This window comes from Actinoplanes sp. NPDC051405, assembly GCF_055586185.1.
Genome location: NZ_JBVJIR010000017.1, coordinates 124,098 through 146,485, shown reverse-complemented (window position 1 = coordinate 146,485; position 22,388 = coordinate 124,098). Strand labels below are relative to the sequence as shown.

The window sequence follows — 22,388 nt, the reverse complement described above, 5'->3', positions numbered from 1 at the left end:
ATCGGCGACCACACCGCGACGCCGAAACGCGTGACCGTTCATACAGGACCGGCGCTGCCCATCACCGGTGAACGGCCGGACCTGACGTGGCCGGCCCGGCGGCCCGGGCCGAGGAGCGCCGCAACCAAAGTCCGGGGGTGGGCCAGTGATGTTGTCGGCCGCGCCAGCGCCATGACGTCCACCAGCGAGCGGGCCACGGCCGGGTCGGCGACGGCCGCGCGCATCACCCGGTCGGAGTACGCGTTCTGCAGCCGGGCCGCCACCGATGGACGGGGCCCGACCACGGCCGGGTGGCGCAGATCGTCGCCGACGGCGAGCTGCCAGGCGGTCCCGGTGGCCTGAGCGACCGAGCGCTGCACGCGCTTCGCGAGGCCGGGGGCGGTGCCGCGGCGTCGCAACAGCTCCCGCAGCGCCGTGACACCGAACGCGGCCACCGTCATGCCGTGCGCGTGCGAGGGGTTGAGGGTGCAGGCGGCGTCTCCCAGCGCCACGAACCGCTCCGGGTGCCGGGGGAGCCGGTCGAACCGCAGCCGCCGGTTGGCCAAGCCGAGGAAACCTCGGCTCGGCCCGAGGGGGACCGCGCCGGCCACCAGGTCGGCCAGGGCCGGGTGACCCAGGCGCGCGGCGAAGTCCAGGAACTCCGCCTCGCCCGTGGAGGGCTCCGATCCGCGCATGCCGATCACCGTCACCGACCAGCAGCCGTCCTCCAGGGGAAGCAGCACACCGCCGGTCGCCTCGCCGGTGACGTTGGCGATCATGACGATGGCGGGGGTGTTCCGGTGCGTCTCGGGAGCCGGGCGGTACAGCCGGGTGACGTACGCGGTGCCCGCGTCGACCGTCTCCTGCGGCACCGGCGGCAGCCCGAGGTCCTCCAGCCATGCCCCCACGTGCGAGGAACGGCCGGTGGCAGCCACCACGAAGTCGCCCTCCAGGTCGGTCAGCCGGCCGGTGCCGCGGGTGCGTACCCGGGCGCCGGTCACCTGCTCGGTGTCGCCGAGCAGGCCGACCACCTCAGTGCCCGGCAGCACACGGATGCGTCCGTTGCGCAGGACCCGGTGCCGTACCACCCAGTCGAGCAGGTCGCGTCCGCAGGACACCACGAACTCCCGGTGCCCGGCGCGGGGCAGCCAGCCGAACTTGGTCAGGAAAGCCACGTCACCGGGCGCGCCGAGCACGTGCGCGCCCGCCTCGGACCAGGCCGTCATCGTGCCGGGCAGCAGCGCCTCGACCGCCCGGGCGCCGGCTCCCATCAGCAGGTGGGAGTGGCGAGCCTGGGGCACGCCCTTGCGCGGCCCCGGGCCTTCCGGCGGGGTGTCGCGCTCGACCACAGTGACAGTGTCCAGGTGTTCAGCCAGGACATGTGCCGTCAGCATGCCGGCGAATCCTCCGCCCAGGACGATTCCGTGCTGACCGGCGGTGGCTGACCGTCGGCCGGATGGTGCGGGCATCCCGGTCTCCTTTCCGTGTCCGGGGGCGGGTCAGGTCTCTACCGAGGACAGGGCGACTCCCGGCCAGGAGGCGTAACGGCGCAGCCCGTACAGCAGCGGGCGCCGGTCCAGGACCGGCGTGACCGCGTCGACGCCGCCCAGCACGACCGTGTGGTCACCGACCGTCTGGGCGTTGATCACCAAGCAGTCCGCGACGGTGTGCGACGAGTGCGTCAGATGCGGTCCGGCCGCGCCATCCCCGGCCTGCCAGACGACGCGCTCGAAGCGGTCCGGAGCCCCGGACGCGAAGAGCTCGGCCGTCGATCGGGCCTGCGCGTGCAGCAGGTTGACGGCGAACCGGCCGCTTTCGACCACGGCCTCCAGCGTGGGACTGTCACGTCTGAGGCACACCAGCAGCACCGGCGGGTCGAGCGAGACGCTGCACAGTGACGTGCAGGTCATCCCCCGGAGGGCGCCGTCCCGGCCGGTCGCCGTGACGACGGACACCCCGGTGGGGAACGCCGCCATGAGGGTACGCAGATCCGCGGGCCGGCCCGCGGCACGTGCCCGGCCGGCCGGTTGGGTCGTCATGTCAGGTCCTCTCCTGTGCGCCTGCGGGGTGCGACGAGACGGCGGCCCGTTCCCGCACGTGGGCGCGGATCTCGTCGACGAGCATCGGTGTGAACCGTTTGAACCCGTTGTCGAACAGGCCGAAGTGGCCGCCGCGCAGCGCCCGTACCCGGAACGGTCCGGTGGTCTGCCGGGCCCACGCCGCGAGCGCCGCGGGTGGCGTGAGCGGATCGGCCATCCCGCCGAAGGCGGTCAGGGGCGCGGCGAGCGGCCGCCGGCGTAGGTCGGGGCGGTAGCGGTCCAGCGCCCTCAGGTCGGCGCGGGTGAGGTCGAGGAATCGCCGGCGGATGCCGGGATACTCGTCCAGCCGCGCCGGAAGGCCGCCCAACCGGCGCAGGGCGGGGGCCAGGTCCTCGTCGGGGGTACGGGGGTCGAGCCAGGGCACCACTGCCTGTTCGTCCGGCGCGACGCGTCCTGACACACCCAGCCAGGCGACCGGGACGCCCCGTTCGCGAAGGGCATGGGCGGTCTCGAAGGCCAGCACCGCGCCCAGGCTGTGGCCGAACAGCGCGAGCGGTGCGGCAGCGGACCCCGGCAGCAGGTCCTGTGCCAGTCTGTCGACGACGGCGGTGAGGTCCCACGGCGGCGGCGCGGCCTGCCGCCGCGCTCGTCCCGGCAGGTCGATCAGCACGGCGTCCCAATCCGCCGGGAGGGCCCGGGCGAGCGGGACGTAGGCGGTCGCCGAGCCGCCGGCGTGGTGGAACACGGCCAGCCGCAGGGCCGCGTCGGCCAGGTGCCGGGGCCGCACGAGCGCCGTCATGCGCGGACCACCCGCGCCGAGTCGCCCGCCGCTCCGGCGATGCCGTCGGCGAGCCGGCCGAACAGCTCCGCGAGCGGCAGGTCGAGCGGCAGGTCGGTCGGCGGCAGGCTCACCGGGAAGTGCTCCTCGACCTGGGTGATGAACACGGTGGCGGTGAAGGAGTCCCCGCCGGAGTCCAGGAAGGACCGCCGGGTGTCCAGGGGATCCGGGGCCTGCAGGACATCGGTGAGCACGGTCAGCAGGTGCTGCCGTACGGCCTCCCGGTCGTGCGGTTGTGGCAATCCGGTCCGGGATGCCGCGGAGCCGTCGGTGGATTCCTCGTTTCGCGCTCCGGTCACCGGCTCGTCCACCCAGTACCGCCGGCGCTGGAAGGGGTAGGTGGGCAGGTCGCCGAGCAACCGCGCCGAGGGGCCGCGCAGGCGGTCGAAGCGCAGGTCGGCGCCGGCGGTGAAGAGTACGGCCAGCGCCTCGAGGAACCGGGTGGGAGCGTCAGCCGGATCGACGCCCAGCAGCGGCTCAGCCGTTCCGCCGACCCCCTCCCAGTGCACCGAGGCCAGGGCATCGGGCAGGGGCTCGCCGGTCTCGGGCGAGGCTCGCAGTCCCAGCCGGCCGAGCAGCCGGCACAGCAGCAACCCGGGGTCTTCCTGGGTGTCCGGCTCGCCGTCGACCAGCCGGGGGAAGGCTGCGGTGAGCGCCGGAACCAGGCGTCGGGCCTCGCCGACCGCCCGTACCCGAACCGACCGGACGGCCTCGGACGGCACCGCCGTTCCGTGGCCGGCGCGCTCCAGTGCCCCGGCGAGGGACGCCCCGCTCGTGCCGACCACCGCCAGGCGCCGGGCGTGGGCGGCGCGCCCGGCGCGCAGCGTGTGGCACAGCGAGGGCAGATCAGCCTCGGCGGTCGCCCGCAGACGGTCCTGTATCTGTGCGGTCAGCACCGCCAGGGCCTGCTCGTCGCCGGCCGACACAGTCAGCAGCTCCACCCCGGCGCCAGGCGGGACCACGGTGGTGATGCCGTCGGCTTCCGAGCGGTCGTACGCTTCGAGCACCACGTGTGCGTTCGTGCCGCTCATGCCGAACGAATTGACGCCGGCCACCCGGCGGGACAGGCCCGTGGGCCACGGGCCGCCGTGCAGCGGCACCTCGAACGGCAGGTCCCGCCACGGGATGTGGAGGTTCAGCTCGCCGTCATCCTGGTGGCGTGCGGCGGGGATCTCCCCGTGCTCCAGCATGAGGACGGTCTTGATGACCGCGGCGATGCCGGAGGCGGCCTCCAGGTGGCCCAGGCGCGATTTGACGCTGCCCAGGGCGAGGGGGATGCCCCGGTCCCGTACGGCCTCGCCCAGGACATCGGCCAGTGCTCCGATCTCGATCGGATCGCCCAGCAGGGTTCCGGTGCCGTGCGCCTCGACCCAGCCCACCTCCTCCGGGCCGATCCGGGCGTCGGCCAGCGCGGCCCGGATGACCTCGCGTTGCGCGGCGCCGTTGGGCGCGGTCAGACCGGACGCGGCCCCGTCGTGGTTGATGGCCGTGCCGCGGATCACCGCGTGCACCGGCCGGCCCTCGCGCAGCGCGTCGTCCAGCCGCATCAGGGCCAGCGCGCCGACTCCCTCGCCGCGTCCGTAGCCGTCGGCGGCGGCGAGGAACGACTTCGAGCGGCCGTCGGGAGACAGCGCTCCCGTCTGGCACAGCGACACCATCAGGTTGGCGGACAGCAGCAGGTTGGACCCGCACGCCAGGGCGTACCGACACTCGCCGGCCCGCAGCCCGCGGATCGCCAGATGCAGGGCCGACAGCGACGACGAACAAGCCGTGTCCACACTGACGACCGGTCCCGAGAAGCCCATCACGAACGCGATCCGGCCGGCCCCGAAACACAGGCCACCACCGGTGGTGTAGTACGGATCGATGCGCGTGGTGTCCCCCCGGTCGGCCAGCCGCTCGGCGTACTCGGAGGCCATGATCCCGAGGTAGACGCCCACGTTCAGACGGTCGGAGCGCCGCACGGCGATGCCGGCCCGTTCCAGTGCCTCCCACGAGGTCTCCAGCAGCAGCCGCTGCTGCGGGTCCAGGAACCGGGCCTCGCGGGCGGAGATGCCGAAGAACTCGGCGTCGAAGTGGGCGATGTCGGCGAGGAAACCCGCCCGGCCGACGTACGAGCGGCCCGGCTTGCCGGGTGTCGGGTCGTACACTGCCCGCAGCCCCGGACGTTCCTCGGGCAGCCCGGACAGCGCGGTACCCCCGGCGCGCAGGAAGTCCCAGTAGGCCTCGGGCGAATCGAGGTCACCGCCGTCGTCACCGGGCAGCCGCAGGCCCATGCCCACCACGGCGACGCTCGCGTGCCGTTCCTCCTCCAGTTCGCTGATCCGGGCGCGCAGCCGGCGGGAGAGCTTGAGCTGGTCCTCCATCAGCGTGCGGATCTGTGCGGTGTCCATGTCCGGCCTCATCTCTCTCCTGCCGTGTCTGCCGACACGTCCGCCTGGACGGTGCTCAGGAGCTCGTCGAACGACAGGTCGCGAAGTGCGTCGTCGGCCTCGGACGGTTCGGGCCGCGGGCGCGCCGCACGGTCACCGTCCGGCGCCGGGTACAGCAGGCTCAGGGCGTACTCGGTGAGCCCGGAAACGCTGGGGTGGTCGAAAGCCGCGGTGACGGGCAGGTCGCGGCCCAGCGCCCGGGCCAGCCGGTCCCGCAGGTCGATGGTCATGATCGAGTCGACGCCCAGGTCGCCGAAGCCCAGTTCGGGGTCCACCGGCCCGTCCTCGCCGAGCACCTCGCCGGTCATCGACCGCAGGGTGCGCAGCAGCAGGGCCCGGCGGTCCTCCGGCGCCAGCGGGTCGAGCGCGCTCCGCAGCCATCCTCGCTCCGGTGCGGTCCCGCCGGCCGCCCGCCGTCCGGTCGCAGGGGCGAGCATCGCCGCGACGGGATGGCCGGCGGCCTCCGGGTCGAGTGCGGCCGCGACGATCCGGGACCGCCGCCCGCCCAGCACCAGGCCGAACACTTCCTCGGCCTCCGGGTCGGTCAGCGGCCGGATCCCCCGACGATCGAAGGCCCGCCGGGTGGCGCCGTCGGCGGCCAGACCGCCCTGCGAGCGTGGAACCCACGGCCCCCAGTCGACGCTGACCGCCGCCATCCCGCGGGACCGCAGCCACTCGGCCAGGCCGGCGAGGAAACCGTTGGCCGCCGCATAATTCGTCTGCCCCGGTGAACCCAGCACGGCCGACGCCGACGAGTAGAGCACAAAGGCGTCCAGCCGGTGGTCACGCAGCGCCCGGTACAGCTCCACCGCACCCCGGGCCTTCGGTGCGAACACCGCCTCGAAGGACGCGCGGGTCTGCCGTTCGAAGGCGTGGTCGTCGATGGCCCCGGCCAGGTGCAGCACGATTCGCAAGGGGGCGTGGCGGGCCGCGGTGGCCACTGCCGTACGGCAGGCGCCGGGATCGGTCACATCACCCCGGACCACCTCGACGAGTACTCCGTCCGCGGCCAGATCGGCGATGACGGCACGCGCGGTGGCGTCCGGGGCCGACCGGGCCATGAGGGTGATGGCGCGTACTCCGCGGCGGGCCAGGAAGGCGGCGCTGCTCAGGCCCAGTGCGCCGAGACCACCGGTGATCAGCGCCGCGCCCGGTGCCCCGGCGTCGGGCTCGGCGAGCTCGTCGTCGGCGCGGTGCGGCACCAGCCGAGCGGTGTGGACTGTGCCGGCACCGATGCGGACCACGGCAGCTGCCTGATCGGAAACCGCCGCGCGGGTGAGTACGCCGGCGAGCGCGGTGCCGTCCCAACCGTCGGCGAGGGCGATCCGCAGCAACCGGCGGCCGGGCTGCTCGGCCGCCAGGGAGGCGATCAGTCCGAACAGCGTGTCCCTCACCGGTGCGGCATCCGCGGCGTCGGCCTCCTGCGCCGTCGTCGCGAGCACGGCGTACGGGACATCGGCCGGTGTCGCCCGCAGCGACTCGGTCAGCTGCCAGGCCGCGGTCAGAGCCCCATCCGCGAGCGATTCCGGGCCGTCCGGCTCCGCCGCGGCCGGCGGGGCGCAGAAGCGGGCGTCGAGGACCAGATCGGTTTCCGGCCGGGCCGGTTCCCGCTCCGTCGCCGCGATCACGTGGTGTCCGAGCCGGGTGAGCGCGGTGCGCAACGCGCGTCCGGTGTGCTCCGTGGCGCCGAGCAGCGCCACCCGGAGCCCGCCCGGCCCGCCGGCATCGCCCGCGGCGGACCGGTCCGGCATCCACGCGAGGTCGTAGGCGTGCGGCACACCTCGGCGCAGTGAGCGCTGCAGCAGGGCGCGGGGAGCGGAGCGGAACCGGAAGCCGTCCACGGTGAGCACGGTCGTGCCGGCCGCGTCGAACAGGTGCAGATCCGCCGACTCGACCTGCCCGAAGCCGTCGCTGCTGCGTTGCCGCACCGCCCGCACGTGTCCCCAGAGCCCGCGTTCGCCGGCGGGCCGTCGGGGGAAGGCCAACCGCGCGGCCGCGAACGGGACGGCCAGCTCCTCGGCCTCCGCATCGCCGTCCCGTTCGTCGACCGCGAAGACCACCGCGCTCTGCAGACAGGAGTCCAGCAGCCCGGGATGGATCTCGTACTCGGCGGGATCCTCGGTCATCCCTGCCGGCTCCGCGAACCGGATGAGGGCGTCGTCACCGTGGATCCAGGCCTCCGCGATCCACCGGAAGGACGGGCCCAGGTGGTAGCCGAGGGAGTGGAGGTGCCGGTAGAAGTCCGAGCCGCTCAGGCGCCGGGCCGCGGTCGCCGCGAACGTCTCGCGGTCGGGTGGCCGCCGATCCTCGCCGGGGTGGTCCACGGTGACCCTGGCCGCCAGGTGCTCCTGCCAGCGGTTGTGATCGGGGTCGACCAGGCTCCGCACACTCACCGTGCGGGAACCGTCGTCCTCCCGCGTGTCGATGAGCTGGAGTTCGTAGCGTTCGCCCTCGTGCAGGACGAGCGCGCGCGGGAAGTGCAGGTCCTCCAACGTGACCGGGACACCCCCGGCACCCAGCGCGGACAACACGGTGGCGGTCTGGGAGGCACCGGGCACCGAGACCGTGCCGAAGAGCCGGTGATCGGTCAGGTGCGGCGGGTACGCCGTGCTCCGCTCGGTGGTGAACACCCGCCCCCGCAGGGCGGGGGAGCGCAGCTCGGTGCCCCAGACGGGCGCCGCGGGCACAGGGCCGGGTGCCGGCGTGGGCGCCGGGTCCGCGGTCGCGGCGAGCGGCGTCCAGTGCCGGGTCCTGGCGAAGGGGTACCGCGGCGCCTCGCCACGAGGCCGGCTGTGCGGGGGGTACACCCGGTCCCAGACCAGGTCGTGACCGCGCTCGTACAGGGATCTGGCGGCGGTCAGCAGGGACAGGCGGTCGGACGCACCCCGCCGCAGCGAGGCCGTGAGCCCATCCGCGGGGACCAGGCCGCCGGACTGCACCAGGTTGACGAGGGTCCGGTCCGGTCCGATCTCCAGGCAGACGTCGATGTCGATCCCGGCCAGTTGCCGCATGCCGTCGTGGAACCGCACCGGACCGCGTGCGTGCCGGCCCCAGTACTCAGCGTCGTACGTGCCGGCGCCGGCGAGCTGCCCCGTCATGTTCGACACCAACGGCAGCTCCGGCGTACGGAATTCCATCCGCCGCAGGCGTTCGGTGAACTCCGGCAGCATCGGGTCGAGCAGCCGGGAGTGGAAGGCGTGGGACACCCTCAGCAGGCTCACGCGGATCCCTCGGTCCTTGAGCGCGCTCATGAGCCCGGAGATGGCATCGGGCGCACCCGACACCACGGTGGCCTCGGGGCCGTTGACCGCCGCGACATCCAGATCGCGGCCCGCGATCCACTCCAGCACCTGCTCCTCGGGCGCGGCCACGGCGAGCATGCCGCCACGCCGGGTCCGCTGCATGAGCCCGGCGCGGTGGGCCACCAGGTCGAGACCGGTCGCCCGGTCGAGCACACCGGCGCACACCGCGGCGGTGATCTCACCCACGCTGTGTCCCATGACCGCCACCGGCGTCACACCCCAGGACTCCCACAGGGCGGCGAGGGCGAGTTGCAGGGTCACCAGGGCCGGCTGGGTCACCCTCGTCTCATCGAGCCGCGCTCGGTCCGCGCCGTACAGCGTCAGGTCGGCCAGCGAGTCGCCGAGCACCGGGGCGAGCACCCGGTCGCAGGCGTCGAAGACTTCGCGGTAGACCGGCTCGGTCTCGTACAGCTCACGGGCCATGCCGTAGTACTGGCCGCCCTGGCCGGAGAAGAGGAAGGCGATCCGGGGCGCGCGCACCGGCCGCGCCGGGGCCGGCGCGGTACGCAGCGCCTTCAGCAGCTGCGTCCGATTGCGGCCGAGCAACGCCCGCCGGTACGCCAAGTGCGCGCGTCCGGCGCCGGCAGTGGCCGCGGCGGGGGCGACAGCGCCCTCCGGAGCGTCCGTCAACCAGCGCTCCCAGGCGTCTGCGAGGCGTTCCAGACCCGCCCCGTCCGGCGCGGACAGCGGCACCAGCAACGGCTCGTCCCCGTCGGGCGGGACGGGCCGGTCGCCGCCGGGGACCTCAGCGAGGACGACGTGCGCGTTGGTGCCGGTGAAGCCGAACCCGGAGACCCCGGCGACCCGCGGCTCGTCACCGGTGGGCCAGGCGACGGGGGCGTCCACGACCCGGACGTTCATGTCGGCCCAGGGCACCAGCGGATTCGGCGTGTCGAAGTGCAGATTGGCGGGGATCACGCCGTTCCGCAGCGCCAGCACGGTCTTGATGACGCCGACGACTCCCGCCGCCGACTCGCAGTGACCGACGTTGGATTTGACCGAGCCCACCCGCAGCGGTTTCCCGGGGTCGCGTCCCGGGCCCAGGACCCGCCAGGCGGCGCGCAACTCGACGGGGTCACCCAGTGCGGTGCCGGTGCCGTGGGCCTCCAGATAGGAGACCTGTGAGCCGTCGACGCCCGCGTCGGCCAGGGCGGTCGTGAGCATCTCTTCCTGGGCCCGGCCGTTGGGAGCGGTCAGACCCGCCGAGGCGCCGTCCTGGCCGACGGCGCTGCCGAGGACCAGCGCCAGGACGTGGTCGCCGTCCCGGCGGGCGTCGTCCCATCGCTTCAGGACCAGGACTCCGCAGGCTTCCGAGCGGACGAACCCGTTGGCACCGGCGGAGAAGGCCCGGCACCGGCCGTCCGGGGAGAGCATGTGGGCGCGGCTGACCGCTACCGATGACAGCGGGTCGAGCAGCACGTTGACCCCGCCGGCGAGCACGAGGTCGGTCTCGCCGGAGCGCAGCGAGCGGACCGCCAGGTGCAGCGCGGCCAGTGAGGAGGAGCAGGCTGTGTCGACCGCCATCGCCGGGCCGCGCAGCCCCAGCGTGAAGGCGATGCGCCCGACGGCCGCGTTCAGCGCGGTGCCGGTGCTGTAGTAGGCGTCGATCTTGTCGGGTCCGCCGCGCGCCAGCAGCCGGGCGTAGTCGGCGTAACTGATGCCGGCGAACACACCCGTACGGGAGCCGTGGAGCGTCCGAGCATCGATCCGGGCGTCCTCCAGCGCGTGCCACGACGACTCCAGCAGCAGCCGCTGCTGGGGATCGAGGTGCTCCGCCTCACGGGCCGGGATGTCGAAGAAGGCCGCGTCGAACAGGTCGATCCCGTCCAGGAAACCGCCCTGGTCAGCGCCGGTGGGGAAGACCGTCCGGTCCCAGCGGTCCGCGGGCACCGTCGTCACGCCGTCGCGGCCCTCGCGCAGCAGCTCCCACAGTTCCGCCACGGAGCCGGCACCCGGGAAGCGGCCCGCCATGCCCACGATGGCGATTGGCGGGCCACCTCCGGGCGGGGAAACTGGCGCCAGGGCGGGGGGCGCCGCCGCCGCAGGGGCGGGACGCGCGTGCGCGCGTGCGGGTATCGGCTCGGCGCGGGGCACCGCACGGGTCCGGTCGTCGTCCGGGTTCGAACCGGTCCGTTCCGGCCGCAGGCGGCGCAGCAGATGCCCGGTCAGATCGTCCACGGTCGGCAGATCGAAGACGTCCGCTGCCGGCACGGGGGTGTCGAAGGCGCCGGAGAGCCGGGCGGCCAGGTCCACGGCCATGATCGAATCGAGGCCCAGGTCGAGGAGCCCGACGTCGGTACGGAGCGCCGCGGCATCGGCGTGTCCCAGCTGCGCCGCGACCAGCCTGCGCACCTGGGAACGGACGGCGTCCGGGAGAGCCTTCGGCGGCAGCGCCGCCAGCTCGGCCCGGACGGACGGCTCGCGCACGGCGGCCGGGTGAGCGGTGCCGCCGTTCGCCGTGGGGGCGGGCCCCCGGGATCCGGCCGCATCGGTGAGCAGACCGCGGGGCCGCAGCCCCGACATCACGTCGGCCAGCCGGGGCAGATCGAGCGGGCAGGCCACGATGTGCCCGGCCGGCGAGTCAACCGTGGCGGTCAGCGCGGCCCGGCCGGCCGCGGGGGTGAGCGCTCCGACACCCAGGCGCTCGAACCGCTCCCGGGAGGCGTCGTCGGCCATCCCCGCTCCGGCCAGCGCCCAGGGGCCGTACGCCAGGCTCACCGCCGGCAAGCCGAGGCCGGCGCGGTGGGCCGCGAGCGCGTCGAGGGCCCCGTTGGCCGCGGAGTAGGCCGCACAGTCCTCGGTGCCCCACACCGCGGACACCGAGGAGACCAGGACGAAGAAGTCCAGGGGCCGGTCGGCGAAGGCGAGGTGGAGCCACCAGGCCGCCCCGGCCTTCGCGCCCAGCGCGGCGGCGAAGTCCTCGGCCGTGACCTCCGGGGCCGGGCTCCGCCGGAGACTTCCGGCGGCGTGCACGACGCCCGCCACCGGCGGCATCCCGGTGAGGGCCGTCTCGATCGCCGCGATCGCCGCCGGCGTGTGCGCGCCGCCGCTTCGGTAGCCGACCGCCACACCGGCAGCGCGCAGTTCGGCCAGCAGCGCGGCCCCCTCCGCCGTGAGCTCCGCCTCCGCGCGCCTGCCGACCAGCAGGAGGTGCCGCGCTCCGCGGCCGGCCAGCTCGGCCGTCAGCTCCCGTCCCACGGCGCCGAGTCCGCCCGTGACGACATAGGTGGCGTCGCCACGCACCGGGAGCCGCGGGTGATGGCCAGACACGGTACGGAGCCTGGGGACGCGCACCACGCCCGCGCGTACCGCCGCGGTGTCCTCGATGACCGCCCCGGTGCGCGCGGCCGAGCGGGTCTGCGCCGCGGTGAAGTCCAGCGCCGTCCGGGCGTCCTGCGGGGTGGGAGCAGCCGGAAGGTCGACGACGCCGCCCCAGACCGAGCCGAGTTCCAGCCCGAGCACCGGCGCGAGGCCGTGCAGCGGCCCGTGGCCGGTCAGCGCCGTCCGTTCCGTCGCGTCGACGCGCAGCACACCGGCGGTCAGAACGTAGGCGCGGTGTGCCCCGCCCGCTTCCGCCAGCGCGCTGACCGCACCGGTCACGCCCGCGCAGAGCCGCGCGGTGGCGGCGAGGGCCCCGGGGATGCCGGCGGCGTCGGTGAGCGTTCCCGGTACGGCCGGAGCGGCCGGCACCAGCAGTACGGAGGTCGGCCCGGCGCCCGCGGCCGTAGCCCCGAACTCCGCCCACTCCTCGGCGCCGGCGGGCAGTGGGCCGTAGACCCAGCCCTCCGGAACCGCCACCGGGGCCGGTGCGAGGACGGTGCCGCGCTGCCCGCGCGCTGCCGCCTCAGCCACCAGCAGACCACGCAGCTCGTCGTCGTCGCCCGCCACGACGAACCGGGCGTCGAGGTCCGTGCCGCCCGGATCGGCCGTCTCCCACCTCACCTCGTGCGTCAAGGGCAGGCCGTTGTCGGCCGGGCCGGCGGACGCCGGGGACGGCCATGAAGGTGCGTACCGCTGCCGTTGCCACGGATACGACGGCAGGTCCACCACCTGACGAGGCGGGGCGGCCGTCCTCTCCTCGACATCGTCCGGCGTACCGGCGTGCCCTGTCCGGCCGAGCCCGACGGCCGGGTGCGGTTCGTCGGCGGCCAGAGCGCGGAGGGCGGCTTGCGCGGTGGTCGCGTCCGGTGCCGTGATCCGGGCGCTCACCGGGAGCCGGGACCGTCCGTGGGTGGCCGTACGGGCGAACGCCGCGTACCCGCCCGGCCCGGCCCGTTCGTCGTCGGCGGCGAGGTGGTCGGCGTACCGCGCGGCCAGCTCGCGCAGCGCGGTGTCCGTGCGCGCCGAGATGCCGAAGCCGGTGACCGGGATGACCGGTCCCGTCGTCGGCTCCGGTGCCGGGCCCAGCACCACGTGGGCGTTGGTGCCGCTCATCCCGAACGAGCTCACCCCGGCGTACCGGCCGGCCCCGGCCGGCCAGTCCAGCAGCCGCTCGGGCACCGTGATCCCGGTCCCGGACAGGTCGATGCGCGGATTGAGGGTGCGGAAGTTGACCTGTGGCGGCACCTGCCGGCGGCCGACGCACAGCACGGCCTTGACCAGGCCCGCCACCCCGGCCGCGCCCTCCAGGTGCCCGAAGTTCGTCTTCACCGCGCCGACGGGCAACGGGGCCCCGCCGTTCCGGCGGCCGAGCGCGGTGGCCAGCGCCTCCAGTTCGATCGGGTCGCCCAGCGCGGTACCCGTGCCGTGGGCCTCCACGTAGCCGATGTCCTTCGGCTCCAGACCGGCCCGGTTCAGCGCCGTCTCGATCAGCGAGACCTGGGACAGCACGTTGGGTGCGGTGAATCCGCCGGAGCGGCCGTCCTGGTTGACCGCCGTGCCGTGCAGGACGGCGTGCACCCGATCACCGTCCCGCAGGGCGTGGTCGAGGCGCTTGAGGACGACGGCGCCGCATCCCTCCCCGCGGACGAAGCCGTTGGCGCGGGCGTCGAAGGTCTTGCACAGACCGTCGGGGGCGAGGGAACGCGTCTGCTGCACCAGCCGCATCGACCGCGGGGACAGGATGAGGTTCACACCCGCGGCGAACGCGATGTCGCACTCGCCGCGGTTCAGCGCCTGCACCGCCAGGTGCACCGCGACGAGGGAAGAGGAGCAGGCGGTGTCCACCGCGACGGCGGGACCGCGCAGGCCGAGCGCATAGGCGATGCGGCCGGCCGCGAAGCTGTGGCCGTTGCCCGTGGTCGCGTACGTGTCCGGCTCCGCCTCCAGCCAGTCGCGGTAGTCCTGCCACATGACACCGAGGTACATCCCGGCCGAGCTCCCGCCGAGCGCGGTCGCGGGGATGCCGGCGTTCTCCAGGGCTTCCCAGGTCACCTCGAGCAGCAGCCGGTGCTGGGGGTCGAGATGGCGGGCCTCACGGGGACTGATCCCGAAGAACTCGGCGTCGAAGTCCAGCACGTCGCCGTCGAGGAAGCCACCGCGCCGGGGCAGGCCCGCCCAGTCGGCGGCGAACGGGCCCTGGCGTTCCGCCGGCAAGGAGCCGACGAGGTCGCGGCCCGCCGCCAGCGCCTCCCAGTATCCTCCGAGCGTGCTGATGCCGCCGGGCAGGCGCAGCCCGACGCCGACCACGGCGATCGGCTGCCGGCTCTGCTGGGCCTCGAGCTGCTCGCGCAGTGTCCGGATGGTACGCAGGGCGCGGGTGAGCGGGGTCTGCTCGCCGGGTGCGCCGGTGGTGTTCTGAGCCATGAACCGGTTCCCTCGTGATCGGGTACGACGGATGGGGGTCAGGGGCCGAGCGGCCGGGTTCAGGTGTCCGCTGTGGTGGTCAGTTGCTCGGCCAGGGCCCCGGCCAGGGCCTCGGGGGTGCCGTAGGACCACAGGAGGGTCGGTGAGAGCCGCAGCCCGAACGCCTCCTCCAGGCGGTTGCGCAGTTCGAGGCTCATCAGCGAGTCGAGACCGACGGCCTTGAAGGGCGTCTCCGGGCCGATGCCGTCAGGTTCCATGCGCAGCACCCGCCCCGCCAGCTCCCGGATCCGGCCCTCGACCAGCCGGGACCGCTCCCCGGCCACGGTGCGCGCCAGCAGGTCGCGGAACTCCGCGGCGTGCGCACCGGGGGTCCGGTCCGGGCCGGCCGCTTCCCGCAACCACTGCCAGCTGCCGCAGGCAGCTGTCTCGGGATAGGCGTCGAACCACTGCCTGAGGTCCAGCGGTACATAGCCCGTCACGACGTCGCCCCGCAGCAGCATCCGCAGCAGCGCGGGCCAGGCCTGTCCGGTGGGGACGCCGCCCATGCCGCGCTCGGCGAGGCGTGCTCCACGCCGCGCGTCCTCGGCGGCCAGGCCGACGTCCGTGACCGGGCCCAACTGCACGCTCAGTGCGGGCAGGCCGCGCCGCCGACGGGACTCCGCGAAAGCGTCGAGGCCGGCGTTGGCCGCCGCGTACGCCGCCTGCCCGGCGTTGCCGAACAACGCCGCGGCCGAGGAGATCAGCACGAAGCAGTCCAGCGGATCGTCGGCCGTGGCGGTCTGGAGATGGCGGGCACCGGCCACTTTGGGCCCGAGGACGTCCGCGATCTGCTCCGGCGTGACGGTGGCGATCGTGGCGTCGTTCAGCACCCCGGCCGCGTGGAAGACGCCGCGGATCGGGGGCAGCGAGGTGCGGACGGGACCGAGGGCGGCCCGGAGCGTTGTCAGGTCGGTCACGTCGCAACGCACCGTCTCGACCACCGTGCCCGCCGCCCGCAGGGCCGCTATCCGGGTGGTTGCCCGGGCGGCCGGCGCCGACCGGCCGAGCAGGACGAGCGCGCCGGCTCCGTGCGCGGCCAGGAACTCCGCCAGCGACAGGCCCAGCGCGCCGAGGCCGCCGCTGATCACGTAGGTGCCGTCGGCGCGGAACCGGCCGCCGGGCAGCACCAGCGCCGCCACCTGCTCGACGCTTCCCGGGTCCGTCAGAACGCACGCTTGGGGGGCGCCGCCCGCGGCCGATTCCCGCAACGCCTCTCCGACCCGGCCGAAGGAGGCGTTGCGGACCGGGAGGGGGCTGATCCTCCCCGCGGCCAGCAGCTCCCAGCCGGACCGCAGGGCCTGCGCCATCCGCGCGGGCGCACGGTGCAGCAGCCGTACCGCGTCCACACCGGACACGCTGATCCCGCGAAGGAGCTGGGCCGCGTCGAGCCGGCCGCCGTCCGCCGTGTCCGGGCCGCCGTCGGCCGGCTGACCGAGCACGATCAGGCGGCCGTCCTCGGCCAGTACGGCAAGCCCGCGCTCGAGATCGGGCCCGGTCGCCTCACCCAGGACCACGTCCACGCCACGGCCGCCCGTGGCCGCGCGTACGGCGTCGATCCAGGACGGGTCCCGCGCCTCGTACGCCTGCGTGACGCCCAGCTCGCGCAGAACTTTCCGCTGCGCCGCGTCCTGGGCGGTGGCGAAGACCTCGGCGCCCAGCTCCCGGGCCACCTGCACCGCCACCGCACCGGCCGTTCCGCCCCCGCAGTGGATCAGCACCGTCTCGGACGCATCGAGGTGGGCCAGGCGGGACAGCGCGTACCAGGCGGTGGTCAGGGCCAGCGGGAGGGACGCGGCGTCCGGGTCCGTCCAGTCGGCGGACACCGGCTGGGTGTGGTCGGCGCGGACGGTCACATGGGTCGCCACCGCCCCCGTCGCCAGGGCGGCCACCCGGTCGCCCGGTGCGGGGCTCGTGACGTCCGGGCCGACGGCAACGACCCGGCCCGTGCACGCATGGCCCGGCGTCGGTGTCTCGCCCGCGCGCCCGGTCGTCGCCGCCCCGGGCTCGACCAGCACCGCGGACACCTCGATCTCCACCTCGCCGGATCGCGGATCGCGCCGGGTCAGTGGCACATACCGACTGCCGCCGTCGGGCACGATGCCGGCCCAGCGGAACGGCTGCGGCCGGGTCCGGGGCACAGGAAGGACGGCAAGCTGCTCCTCCGGCACGGAACCGCGGGCGAGGCGCGCGCCGAACCGACGCCCCGGACGCAGTGCCACCTGGTCCTCGCCGTCGTCGGTGAGTAGTTCCGTGGCGCAGGGCCCGGCCCAGTCGGTGGCATCGGCGGGCACGTCGACCACGCGCGGCCTCAGTTCCGCGTGCTCCCGCCGGAGCACCCGGGAGAAGCCCCAGTACGCGGCCGCGCCGGGATCGGGCAGGTCCGACGGGGTCACCGCCTGCGCGCCCGTGGTCACGACGGCCAGCCGGGGCGGTTCACCGAGCGCGGCGCAGGCCCGCACCACGTCGGCGAGCCGGCTCAGACCGTCCTGCTGCGCCCGTGGCCCGGCCGAGGCGCGCGGGGCCAGGAAGACGACGCCGGCGGCGGCCCGGGCACCGGCGAGCGGATCGCCGTCGGTGCCGGTGGCCACGCCGGCCTCGACCCCGGCCGCCGACAACGCCGCGGCCAGCGCCTCCTCGTCCGTGCCGGTGCCGCACACGACCCACCGCGCCGCCGGGGCGGCGCCGGTGTTCCCCCGGGAGTCGTCCGTGGCGGACCCGGTCAGGTCCAGCCAGGCGAGGTGGTGCAGCCGGCCGGGGGAGTCGTCCGCGTCGCCGGCACCGGGCAGCGGTTCGAGCCGTAGCCCGTCGAGCGCCATCAGCGGGGCCCGGCCGGCATCGAAGAGGCGGATGTCGAAGCTTCCGTCGCGCCGACGGACGGCGTGTGACCACACGGTCGTCACCGACTCGTCGGGCGCGCCCAGCACCCGCAACTCGCGCACCGCGGTGGGCACCAGGGCCGCCTGCCCGTCCTCGTCCCCGCACAGGGCCAGGGCCACCTGCAGCGCCGAGTCCCACAGGGCCGGGTGCAGTCCGGCCGGCCGGTTGGTCTCGCGCAGCGCGTCGGGCAGCACGACCTCACCCAGGGCCTGTCCGTCCGGGCCGGGATACAACCGTTGGAGGCCCCTGAAGGCCGGGCCATAGTCCAGACCGCGATCACTCCACCGGCGGTAGAACTCCCCGGGCTGCTGCGGTTCGGTCTCCACGGCCCACTCGGGGAAGGCGGGAACCTCCGCCTCGTCGGCCCCTCCGTACGCCCGTGCCTCGGCGGCGACCTGCCACGTTGCCCCCTCCTCGGGCTGCGTCAGCAGCCGGAAGCGCCCGCTGTCGGCGTGGTCCGCGCGCCACTCGACGGTGAGCCCGGCGGGCTGCGCGGACAGCGCGACCTCCCCGCGGAATGCGACGTCCGTCAGCCGCGGGACCGCTGAACGGGTCCGCGCGCGTGCCGCGCCGACGGCGAGAGCAAGGATCGCCGCGGCCGGCAGCACGGCCGCGTCGTACACCCGGTGGTCGCCCAGCCACGGCTGATCCGTCACCGACAGCTCCAACGGCCCGTGCCAGGTCCCGGTCACCCCCGGCACCGGGGACAGCTGCGGGTCGAGGCCGCGGGCGGCGCCCGAACGGCGGGAGCGGCGCGGAATCCAGTAGCTCTCGGGCCGTAGCGGGTAGCCCGGCAAACGGACGCGCGCGTGCCGGGACAGGCCACCGAACGGCTCCAGCCCGGCGACGTAGCCACGGGCGAGGGCCAGCGTGAGGGCCGCCTGATCGCCCTGGTCGCGGCGGATAGTGGTGAGCACCGCGGGCGGCTCGGGACGCAGCGCGGCCAGCTGCTCCAGGGCCGGGGTCAGCACCGGGTGCGGGCTGATCTCCACGACGTGGGTGACCTCGTCGTCGAACAGGGCGCTCATGGCATCGGCGAACATCACCGGCCGGCGCAGATTCTCCGCCCAGTACGTGGCGTCCATCTCCGGCCCGTCGAGCATGCGGCCGTACACGGTCGACATCAGTCCGACGGTCCCGCTCCTGGGCCGGCTGGGCGCCAAGGCCCGCAGCAGGTCGGGGCGCAGCTCGTCCATCTGCGGGCTGTGTGAGGCGTAGTCGACGTTGACCAGCTTGCAGTACGTGCCCTCCGCCTCCAGCAGTTCCTTGAGGACGAGCACCGAGTCCTCGCGGCCGGACAGCACGCACGCCCGGGGGCCGTTGTGGACGGCGAGGGCCACACTGTCCGTGAAGCCCTCCAGGGCCGCCAGTGCGGCGTCCCGGTCCAGGTCGACCGCGAGCATCCGGCCCCGGCCGGACGTGCGCCGGGCGATCGCGCTGCGACGGGCTGTCACCAGCGCGGCGTCCTCGTACGACAGGATCCCGGCGAAGGTGGCCGCGGTGATCTCGCCCTGGCTGTGGCCGAGCACGACATCGGGTTCCACGCCGGCGGCCCGCCACAGCTCGGCGAGCCCCAGGGACATGGCCCACAGCGTGGGCTGCAGGATGTCGATACGGGTCGTCCAGAAGTCGTCGGTGCCGTCCGCGAAGACGGCGGTGAGGTCCCAGTCGACGTGCGGTTCGAGGGCCTCGGCGCAGCGGCGGATCACCTCCGCGAACGGCGCGACGTCCCGGAAGAGTTCGCGGCCCATGCCCAGCCACTGCGAACCTTGCCCGGGGAAGACGAACGCAGTGCGCCGGTGCGGGCGCGCGCGTCCCGCCACCACGTCGGGCAGTCCGGCTGCCACCTCGGTGAACCGGGCGCCGTGGTCGGCCGCGGCGGCGACCGCGGACAAGGCCGTGCGCACCCGGCCGGGCTCAGCGACGGTCAACGCGGCGCGGAGCGGGAAGTGGTCGCGGCGCCACGCGAGAGTGCCGGCCAGTTCACCGACACCGGCGCCGGTCTGCGGAACGCAGTCGGTCAGTTGCCGGGCCTGCTCGGCCAGCGCCGCCGGGTCCCGAGCCGACAGCGGGACGAAAGCGGGAAGTCCGGCGCGGCTCGAACGGGCCGTGTCCGCCGGGGACATGCCCGGCCCCTGCTCGGGTGGGCCGGTCACCACCACGTGAGCGTTGGTACCGCCCCAGCCGAAGGAGTTGACGCCGAGGTACAGGGGACCGGACGCGGGTAGGTCCACCGGTTCGCGCACCACCCGGACACCCAGTTCCTCGAACGGGATGTCCGGGTTCAGCTCCTCCGCGTGCAGGCTCGGCGGCAGCGTCCGGTGGCGGAGCGCCAGGAGCAGCTTGATCAGGCCGGCCATGCCCGCGCCGGCCTCGAGGTGGCCGATGTTGGTCTTGATGGACCCCACCAGCAGCGGCTCGTCGCCCCGGTCCCGGCCCAGGACCCGGCCGAGCGCGGTCACCTCGATCGGGTCGCCGCGGCCGGTGCCGGTCCCGTGCGCCTCGACGTATGCCGGCGCTCCCGGTGGCAGCGGTCCGCCGTAGGCCTGACGCAGCAGGTCCTCCTGCCCCGCCGGGCTCGGGGTCACGAGGCTCTCCCCGCCACCGTCGTTGTTGACGACCGTCCGGAGCACGACGCCGTGGATGCGGTCCCCGTCGGCCAGAGCCCGGCGCAGCGTCTTCACGTACAGCGCGGCGACCGTCTCGCCGCGCACGAAGCCGTTCGCCGACGCGGAGAAGGTCTTGCAGCGGCCGTCCGGGGACAGGGCGCCGAAGTGCGTCAGTCCCACGGTCACGTGCGGGTCGAGCATGAGATTGGTCGCCCCGATCACGGCGGCGTCGATCTCGCCCTGCCGCAGCGCCTGGGCGGCCAGGTGCAGGGCGACGAGCGAGGACGAACAGCCGGTCTCCACCGTCATGCTGGGACCGCGCAGCCCGAAGACGTACGAGAAGCGGGCGGCGATGACGTCCAGGGCGTTGCCCACCAGACTGTGCGGGGTAGGGCGGGCGCCGCGGTCGACGCGGAGCAGCTCGTAGTCGTGCCAGGAGGCACCGACGTACACGCCCGTACGGGAGCCGGCCAGGTCCGAGACCCGCTGCCCGGCGTCCTCGAAGGCGCGCCAGCCGACCTCGAGCAGCAGCCGCTGCTGCGGGTCGATGGCGGCCGCCTCGCGCGGTGAGATACCGAAGAACGCGGCGTCGAAGCGGTCCACTCCCTCCAGGAAGCCGCCGACCCCCTGGATCCGCAGCTCGGGATCGGGCCGTTCGCCGGCGTCCCAGCGGTCCGCCGGGACCGGGCCGATCGCATCACCGCCGGACATCAGCATCTGCCACAGGCTCTCCGTGTCCGGCGCGCCGGGGAAACGCCCGGCCATTCCGACGACGGCGATGAGGTCAGAGGGATCACGATCGACATTCGTAGTCATTGTCCGAATCACTTCCTGCCGTCGGCGGAACTGTCGGTCGCACGGCGCTATCCGCCCAGCAGACGCATCCGGACCAGGCCCTTGCTCGCGTTGATCATCCGGGAGCCGATCTCCGGGGGAGCGTCCCGGCGGGACCACACGGCGTTCTTCGCCATCTTGGCGGGTGACATGCTGAAACAGCGGGAATCGCGGTGCCCCAGACGGAACGAGGGAGCGATGAAATCCGCTTCCCGAATGACCGACAGAATGCGCCCGGCCGCTTCCCGCGGGGCGAGCGAGCCCTCGTCGACCTGAACGCACAGGTCCCGGGTGAGAGCGCTCATCGCGGTGAAACCCGGGCTCACCGGCAGTGGGGACCCGGGGTGCGCGGAGTCCTCCAGCTCCCGGAGGATCTCGGCGTTCCCGCTGCGGGTGAAGCGGTAGTAGGCGTCCTCCAGCATGACGTTGCCCAGCATCGTGCCCAGCATCCAGGTGCGGTTCACGGCGTTCCACAGCTCGTAGTCCCGGAAGCCCACGAAGGAGCTGAAGACCAGGTCGTCGTGGAAGCCGAAGAGGCCCTGCTGGAGCGTCTCCAGGTAGGCGAAGCGCTCGGTCGACCAGTCGCCGTCGCGCGCGGCGGCGATCAACCGCCAGCCCAGGGCGTTGACCACCTCCAAGGTGTTGGTCAGACCGCGCGAGTACAGCGCGTCGATGAAACCGGCCGCGTGCGAGGTGAGGCAGAAGCGGTCGCCGACCACCTGCTTGGCCGAGTACTGCAGCCGGCCGGTGGACACCCAGGGGCGCACCGCCCGGGCGTCGTGGAACTGCCAGGCGATCTGCGGGAAGCGGCGCAGGAACGCGTCGAACTCGGCCTGTGCGGGCGTGTCGTCCTTGGGAAAGACCCGTGGATCCAGCGTCAGCCCCACGCTGCACAGCGGGTTGAGGGAGTCGGCGTGATTGTCGAACGGAATCACCCAGAGCCAGCCGCCGTCGAAGACGTGGTGCAACGTGCCGTGGTGCCAGGGGTTGGGCTGGTCGTGTCGCTGTGCCGCCGGTGCCTGGTCGAAGGGGCGCACTCCGATCATGTGGGTGAACAGAGTCCGGGAATGCGTACGGGCCGAGGTGGGCGTCTCCCGCAGCGCGAACTTCTCGGCCAGCGGCGACCGGAATCCGCTGCCGTCCACGATGTAGCTGGCCCGGAACTCCCGGCCCTGCTCCGTGCGGAGCACCGCCCCGGAGTCCGGGTCGATGTCCACATCCGTGACCCGCGTGTTCAGCAACGGCTCGGCACCGTACTTGACCGCCAGGTGGAACAGGTACGAATCGATGTCCTGGCGGAACAGATGCGTCTCGGTGCGGATGGCCGAGGGGACCACCAGCTGATTGATCTCCTGCGGGTCCTGCCGTTCGCCCGCACGGTGGTACACGAAGCCGAAGTTCTGCTTCTGACCGCAGTAGCGCGACACGTGCCGGCTGATGCCCTTGTGGCTGGAGAGCGGCTTGAGCTCGGGCACCCCGTACCGGTCGGCGATGAGCCGGGTCATGCCCGAGGTGTACGGGATGGTGGACTCACCCACGGCGAACCGGGGATGGGTGCCGGCGTCGATCAGCAGCACCCGTACCCCGTTGCGGGCGAGCACCGCGCCCAGCATGCCGCCGGCCATGCCGCTGCCGAGAATCGCCACGTCGTAGGTGTTGGTGCGGCTGTGGACGCCATGACTGTTCTGCATGGT

7 protein-coding genes are annotated in these 22,388 nt (G+C 74.2%); all 7 read right to left on the bottom strand.

Going from position 1 to position 22,388, the window contains the following annotated elements; translation table 11 throughout:
- Window positions 1-38: 38 nt before the first annotated feature.
- Genes ACZ6S4_RS32375 through ACZ6S4_RS32345 form a run of 7 tightly spaced genes read right to left on the bottom strand, consistent with a single transcriptional unit; the run spans window position 39 to window position 22,385 of the window.
- On the bottom strand, window positions 39-1,448 hold the full coding sequence (locus ACZ6S4_RS32375) for an NAD(P)/FAD-dependent oxidoreductase (RefSeq protein WP_465478551.1): 1,410 nt from the start codon (window positions 1,446-1,448) through the stop codon (window positions 39-41).
- Window positions 1,449-1,478: 30 nt separating this feature from the next.
- Complete coding sequence (locus tag ACZ6S4_RS32370; RefSeq protein ID WP_465478550.1) at window positions 1,479-2,018, bottom strand: flavin reductase family protein; 540 nt, start codon at window positions 2,016-2,018, stop codon at window positions 1,479-1,481.
- Window position 2,019: 1 nt separating this feature from the next.
- Complete coding sequence (locus tag ACZ6S4_RS32365) at window positions 2,020-2,817, bottom strand: thioesterase II family protein (protein ID WP_465478549.1); 798 nt, start codon at window positions 2,815-2,817, stop codon at window positions 2,020-2,022.
- The gene (locus tag ACZ6S4_RS32360) at window positions 2,814-5,249 is read right to left on the bottom strand and encodes a beta-ketoacyl synthase N-terminal-like domain-containing protein (protein ID WP_465478548.1); all 2,436 of its coding nucleotides are present in this window, start codon (window positions 5,247-5,249) and stop codon (window positions 2,814-2,816) included. The genes ACZ6S4_RS32365 and ACZ6S4_RS32360 overlap by 4 nt, the downstream gene beginning before the upstream one ends.
- Window positions 5,250-5,257: 8 nt before the next feature.
- A complete protein-coding gene (locus ACZ6S4_RS32355; protein ID WP_465478547.1) occupies window positions 5,258-14,335 on the bottom strand; it encodes an SDR family NAD(P)-dependent oxidoreductase in 9,078 nt (3,025 codons plus the stop codon).
- Window positions 14,336-14,394: 59 nt separating this feature from the next.
- Window positions 14,395-20,676 (bottom strand): type I polyketide synthase, encoded by a 6,282-nt coding sequence (locus ACZ6S4_RS32350; protein WP_465478546.1) that lies wholly within the window; start codon window positions 20,674-20,676, stop codon window positions 14,395-14,397.
- Between the two features lie 47 nt (window positions 20,677-20,723).
- On the bottom strand, window positions 20,724-22,385 hold the full coding sequence (locus ACZ6S4_RS32345; RefSeq protein WP_465478545.1) for an NAD(P)/FAD-dependent oxidoreductase: 1,662 nt from the start codon (window positions 22,383-22,385) through the stop codon (window positions 20,724-20,726).
- Window positions 22,386-22,388 lie beyond the last annotated feature (3 nt).